This window comes from Homoserinimonas sp., assembly GCF_056262345.1.
This window is the reverse complement of record NZ_JBACFR010000275.1, coordinates 1-2,697: the sequence shown is the minus strand read 5'-3', so window position 1 is coordinate 2,697 and position 2,697 is coordinate 1. Positions and strand designations below refer to the sequence as shown.

Here is a 2,697-nt window from a genome sequence, read left to right as displayed (position 1 = left end):
CGCATCCTGGCCGCGATTGCCGCTGATCGGGCCATGGCGGCTGCAGGGGCATCTGGTGATCTGTATGCAGGAATCGTGCAGGTCGGCGCTGTGACCACGCGAGACGAGGCAAAGGTCGCCATGCTCGGCGCAATGTATGGGGCGACGACGGGGGAGAGCGGCCGGTTGCTTCCCAGGCTCGCGCGCGCATTTCCCCGTGCGTTGGGACTCGTGGAGGATGCTGCGCGATCAGGCGAGCGCGGAGACCCCGTTGCCACGTGGCTCGGTCGCACCTCACCGATGCCGGCCTCCGACTGGCATGACGCTCAATCACTCGCCTCGGCAGATGGCGCGTCTGCTGCCGCCCAGGACCGCGCGCGCGGCGCCGCGCGGAGCTGGGGACGCTTCACCCGAAACTTCGTTGTCCAGGGCACAGCCGCTGAGTGGGCGCTGTCGTGGATGGCCTTCATCCGCTCTCGGCTCCACGCCCTCGGGGGCGGGTCGCCTCTAATGGAGTCACCGCATCTCGCTTTCTTTTTGCACGATGAGGTCGTGATCCACGCTCCGGCCGAGCATGCTGCCGCGGTTGAAGCCCTGGTGCGCGATTCGGCCGAGGCTGCAGGACGGCTCCTGTTTGCCGATTTCCCGGTCACGTTTCCGCTGACCGTTGCCGTTGTCGACAACTATGGTGAGGCGAAATAGCGTTTGCCGTGAGTCGCTTGTGAGAACCAGCGCTGATCAGGCATAATGCGAGAAGAAGCATTGCTTCGCTAATTTCATATCTCGTTGCCGAGAGCCACCCGAGTTTCGTTGGTCGATGGGGAAGTCGAACCAAACGAAATGGAGAGAAAGTGGCTGCAGCAACCGCACGCGGAGTGCTTTTTGTGCACTCCGCTCCTCGCGCGCTCGCCCCACATATTGAGTGGGCTGCAGGTCGCGCCATTGACCGTGCCGTGAACTTCTCGTGGTCAGACCAACCCGTCCTCAAGGGTGCGCTTCGCACCGAGTTCTATTGGGAGGGCGAGCAGGGAACGGGCGCCGCTCTGGCATCCGCCCTGCGTGGGTGGGAGCATCTGCGCTATGAAGTGACGGAAGACCCGACCCCGGGAAATGACGGCGGTCGCTGGCTTCACACTCCGGATCTCGGAATCTTTTTTGCGCAGACCGATACTGCGGGCAATGTCGTGATCCCCGAAGACCGCATCCGCTATGCAATGGAGATGGCCGGGTCAGATGCTTTCGAGCTGCACCGGGAGCTCCGCCTTGCCCTGGGTCAGGCGTGGGACGACGAGCTTGAAGCGTTCCGTCACGCGAGCGACAGCAACCAGGTCGTCTGGCTTCACAAGGTCGGCTAGCCGCCGCAGCGATCGACGCGCTTAGCTGCGCTCGGGCGCCGTCTGCACGATCGCCTCGAGGTGCGCCACGAACGTCTCTGGCGCGAAGAGGGTGCGTTCCCGCCCAGCGCCCTCGGAGAGTGCCAGTAGCGGCTCAGGAGCCGTAGAAAGGGCCACCAGCGCGTCAGCGAGGCCCGCAGCATCCGGAGAGTCCGCGAGGTATCCCGCCTCACCGAGGCCCTCTTGCAGCTTGGGATCGCAATAGAGCACCCCTCGCTGCCGACTTACGGCTTCTGCGATCGTCATCGGCTGGTTGTCAAAGCCGACGGAGGTCAGCACCACGGCGGCGCTGTCGTCCATGAGGCGAAGCACCTGGTCGTGTGGCAGATTGCCGTGAACGCGAATGTCGCTGATACCTGCCGTCAGCTTGCGCAGAGCCGGCAGTTCGACTCCGTCGCCGACAAAGTCGACGCTGAATGTTCCGGGCGCGCGCCGAAGCGCCTCGATGGCAGCCTCGGCGAAGACGAGAGGGCGCTTGACCGCCTCGCAGCGCGCGACCCACAAAAAAGAAGGCCGAACCGCGGCCTCGGGCGCGAGCGCCTCCGATGGCAAAGCCGAAGTCGCAATGGGGTTAGGAACGATGCGGATGTCACTCGTGACCCCCGCGGCAGTGAGGTCTCGCGCCTGGTGAGCAGAGGGTGAGATCACAACGTCTGCACGCTGAGCCATGGAGAGTGTGAGGTTGCGCAGCACGTTGTCCGACGCACGATCGCTGAGCGCAACGCGAGGGAGTCGAGTGCCCGTGAGGCGACCGAGGAGGTAACGGATGACGGGGGCGACGGCGGCGTTGGCTCCCTCGCTCGCCCAATAGAACGTGTGAACGGTGTGCAGGGCAGGGATCTTGAGCTCGGCAGCGACATCTGCAGCAGCGTGGGCCAGGCCGAACTCCGTCTGCACGTGCACGGCATCGATGCGCTCGTGAACGAAGAGGGCGCGGAGTCTGCGCCGAGTTGCGTCGTTGTTGGGGATGACCGGCAGCAGCAGGCCCGGCAGCGTAAACGCTGGCTTGGTCGTCAGCCCCTCTGCCGTGCGGAGATACCGCCCGGATCCGCCGCGAACGGCGGGAACCATCACGACCTCGTGGCCCGCTTCGAGCCGGGCGAGCCTCTGCTGCTGCATCGATGTTTGCGCTCCACCGACGTAGTCGAGAAAGTAGTCGCTAACGATCGCAATGCGCATAGAGCCCCGCGCCTATCTCAGTAGCTGCGGAACGCGACGACGGCGTTGTGGCCACCGAAGCCGAAGGAGTTGCTCAGCGCGAAGAGGGGGCCGTCGCCGAGGGGGCGAGGCTCCGTGACCACGTCGAGTGGGATCGCAGGATCCT

The 2,697-nt window shown here is 64.9% G+C and carries 2 protein-coding genes and 1 pseudogene; 2 read left to right on the top strand and 1 reads right to left on the bottom strand.

Annotated features, from left to right (window positions below; all coding sequences use genetic code 11):
* Together AC062T_RS12780 and AC062T_RS12775 are read left to right on the top strand one after the other, a co-directional pair.
* Positions 1 to 681 (top strand): annotated as a pseudogene (locus tag AC062T_RS12780) (bifunctional 3'-5' exonuclease/DNA polymerase); the annotation flags it as partial.
* Between the two features lie 149 nt (positions 682 to 830).
* Complete coding sequence (locus AC062T_RS12775; RefSeq protein ID WP_476030596.1) at positions 831 to 1,334, top strand: DUF3145 domain-containing protein; 504 nt, start codon at positions 831 to 833, stop codon at positions 1,332 to 1,334.
* A gap of 21 nt (positions 1,335 to 1,355) precedes the next feature.
* On the opposite strand, the gene AC062T_RS12770 is transcribed toward AC062T_RS12775, so the two are convergent.
* Positions 1,356 to 2,552, bottom strand: coding sequence for a glycosyltransferase family 4 protein (locus tag AC062T_RS12770; protein ID WP_476030594.1), 1,197 nt, complete (start codon positions 2,550 to 2,552; stop codon positions 1,356 to 1,358).
* Positions 2,553 to 2,697 lie beyond the last annotated feature (145 nt).